Annotated in this window: 2 protein-coding genes and 1 pseudogene; 2 read left to right on the forward strand and 1 reads right to left on the reverse strand. The window is 34.4% G+C overall.

All coding sequences use genetic code 11. The annotated features are described in order from the left end of the window. The first annotated feature begins 258 nt into the window (after window positions 1–258). Window positions 259–1236: a hypothetical protein gene (locus A5819_RS17960; protein WP_086353089.1), complete on the forward strand. Its 978-nt coding sequence runs from the start codon at window positions 259–261 to the stop codon at window positions 1234–1236. A 203-nt stretch (window positions 1237–1439) separates the two neighbouring features. On the opposite strand, the pseudogene A5819_RS20180 reads toward A5819_RS17960, so the two are convergent. After that, window positions 1440–2635: pseudogene (locus tag A5819_RS20180) on the reverse strand (catalase). 434 nt (window positions 2636–3069) lie between these two features. On the opposite strand from A5819_RS20180, the gene A5819_RS17970 reads away from it, so the two are divergent. Next, window positions 3070–3623, forward strand: a 554-nt coding sequence (locus A5819_RS17970; protein ID WP_139843563.1) for a transposase, incomplete at its 3' end; no start/stop codon positions are given.

The raw sequence follows: 3623 nt of genomic DNA on the forward strand, positions 1-3623 counted from the left end.
TGAAAAAATTCCTCTCGTTATAAATATGACTTAATTATATTATACTATAGTTTTAGTCTTATTCAAACAATATATAAATTTAAAGAGCGACTCAAACATTGAGTCACCCTTAGAGCCGTCTATCTTTACCCTGTTTTCACGAATGTGACACAACAAGGTTGTGTCTTATTCAGAAAAATCAGTTATTTTGACTGAATTTTGTTGATTTGCAATAGTTACTATAACACGTTATAGTAACTATTGAGAAAGGAGTTTTTTATGAAGAACATCAAAACAATCGAAGAAGAAATTGAAAAAATCCTCATTAAAGATAAACGCTCCTGGGTTCGATTATTTGAACTGATTAGAGAAGTCGAATTGGGTGCTTTATGGAAACCAGAACATTTATCCTTTACTCGTTGGATCAGACACTTGGCTTACGAGTCCGGCGTCACCGAGTCCTTAATATGGAAACGAAAAAAAGCTGGCGAAATTTATTTCGATTATCAAACGAGAGCAAAAAAGAAAGGACTAGCTGTTCCAAGAATCGAAGACGTCGAAGTCAGTCCAGATAACTTTGAATTGGTAGAAAAGATCAGTCAGGGGAATAAAGACATTAAAGACGATTTAATGGATAAGGTATTGCATCGAGAGCTGAAGCGATCCGAATTACTAAGTGCTTGGAAATCAGTCAAGACAATCCGGCAGAATGAACCCGGTAGCATAATCAAAAAGAACAGCCACTCGGAAGTTAGCTGCTCTGAAGGAGAAAAAGAGATCGCGTTATCTGTATCAGATATTGCCATCTCCTTAACCTATAGCTCTTGGTTAAATAACTTTTCTGATGTTAATATGAATAGTTTAACGACTCACGCCCAAAAGAAAGTCTATAAATTGTTTCCTAATTTTTCGTTTTACTCTTCAATTACTGATCGATCACATACTATAGACTTTTTAGTTATTGAAAACTCTACTAGTAACTCCCATCAATTGAACTTACATTCTATTGAAGTCATTCTATCTGAAGAAGATCTTCACCGTTCTTTCAATAGTAAACAATACCAGCAGCACATGAATTATTTATGGATTGCTATCCCTTCTCTACTAGTAGAGAAATTAGAACCAAAGATTTCTGATGACTATGGCATAATTGAAGTAGGCACGAAAGAAGTTGCGACTATTTGGCGAAATTCATTATATACAACTGAAACAAATAAACTTGATCTTCTCCAAACAATACTAGCTACAATACTTTAGAAGGAACAAATGTGTCTCCAAATAGTTGATTTAAAAGTAAACAACTAAAATTAATACTTGGTAATACCTAAGATAGATCAAAATAATTTTAGCTGTGATCATTACAAGGTTGTGGAAAAAATCGTCATTAAAATTATCGGTAAACTGGGTTTGTCAACTTCTGCCTATCTCAGTTTCTCATCGTCAGAAAGTAATTCGTAAAATTAAATAACCTGACTATAATAATTAGTGTCATATTCAAAACTTCCTATTTTTCCCGAAATATCATATTCTGTAGTTTTTCCAATGTTGTTCTGCACAGGACCGCCCAAACTATTCGGCTCATAATTGATTCCTTTAAACACACTTTTTGTGTTCATATTTCCATCTTGCTGATAATTATTGACTTTATTTATTGCTGCATTAACGAATAACTGACTATAATTGGTCCCAACTCTATATCTGTGCTCATCACCGTATGAAAATAGCCTACTTTGTAACAACTTATCAGGAGAGGGTTCTATCTTTGGAACTAGGCTACCCGGTGAAAATGCGGCTTGCCCCACTTCACTAAAATAATTACTAGGATTTTTGTTAAGTACAAGTTTCCCCACCTCTACTAAGGGATAATCCTTTTTTGATATAGTTTTCGTCACATCAAAAATATCTGTTTTGTAGTTGATTCCTTCTTCAATGGTATCAATTGGATAAAAAAAGTCCATGGTGGGAATTCATGTTTCTGTGTTGCATTAAAAAGATCTTCCGTATGAGAATCCGGATTATCATCTGTTATCTCTTTGGCTAGATTCTCATCCAAATTAACAATGCCCTGGTTTGCTCTAAAACGATATTTCATCCAATTTTTTTCCTTCATCATTTACCCATAAAAAGGTGAGTATTCCAAATCCGTGCATGTGTCTGTACGTAGCTGGTATCCCCCGATCTCCCATCAACATGGTAACTTGGTGCAGTGATTCTGGTGAGAGCGACCAAAAATCCCAAACCATATCTGGGCTTTTCAAATAAGTAATTGGATTTCTTTTTTTAGAATGAATAAAGTCGGGAAATTTAAGTGGGTCACGAACAAAAAATACTGGAGAGTTCAGCCCAACAATGTCATAGTTGCCATCTTCCGTATAAAATTTAACTGAAAATCCTCTAGAATCTCTTTCAGCATCAGAAGAACCTGATTCTCCAGCAACTGTTGAAAAACGAATATAAATATCAGTTTTTTCCCAATATTTGCCAGAAAAATAGCTTTTGTATGCATTGAGACATCATGTGTAACTTCAAAATATCTATAGGCCCCTGCTCCTTTTACGTGTACAACTCTTTCAGAGATCCTTTCACGATTGAAATGTGCAAGCTTTTCAGCCAAATGTATATCTTGAAGTAGCAGTTGTCCACGCAATCCCCCCACTCAGTAAGTTTTGGTTATCACCAACTGGGTTACCTTGATTGCTTGTAAGAATCTTTTTTTCCAAGTTCTTTTACTTCTAAATCGTGATAATCCCAAATTCCAATTATAGTATTTTGAGTATTATTATGCTAATTGATTTAACAAATAATATATCGCATATCTGCAGCTACATTCTTTTACACTATAACTGAGCTTAAATTCTTCATTTATCTATATGTAAAAATGTATATTGCAATTACTGTAATTATTATTTCTTTAACCAATTATTCAATTTTGATAGTGTAATTTACAGCTTTAATAATAGACGAGTGTGGGACAATAATCAGAAAAAAATCTGATTATTGCCCCACTTTTTTTGATTTTAGGGTACACAAAAAGCACGCCAACCTGTAAGATTAAAGTGACAAAACTAAACCAAAAAGGAGCGTGCTTTTATGTTTAAAAATTATACCATCAATCAAACGATTTTACCATTAGATATGGAACAATATATTCCAGAAACAGATGTCGCTTTTGCGGTTAATGCTCTGGTTGAAGCAATCTCACACATACTTTTCAATCAGCTGGAACAACAATTAGGCCGACCGCCCTATCACCCTAAGATGATGTTAAAAATCTTTTTATACGCGTATACCCAACGAGTATTTTCTGGGCGAAAAATTGAGTTTCTCTTAGAGGATAGCTATCGTATGCGTTGGTTAGCTAATCATGAACAGGTGAGTTATCGAACCATTAATCGATTCAGAAGTCATAAAACGACTGCCCAGCTCCTAGCTGAAGCTTTTGTTTTATTTATGCGTCAACTGATTACCCATCAAATCATCGATAATGAAGCCATTTTTATTGATGGAACCAAAATAGAAACAGATGCCAACAAGTTCAGCTTTGTTTGGCGTAAAGCAACGACACACTATGAAAAATTATTAGATGAGAAATCAGAGGTATTCTATCAAACGCTTTATCAAAAAGAAGTCCTCCCATGCTTGAA

This window comes from Enterococcus sp. 7E2_DIV0204 (assembly GCF_002140855.1).
In the GTDB taxonomy this organism is placed as follows: domain Bacteria; phylum Bacillota; class Bacilli; order Lactobacillales; family Enterococcaceae; genus Enterococcus_L; species Enterococcus_L lemimoniae.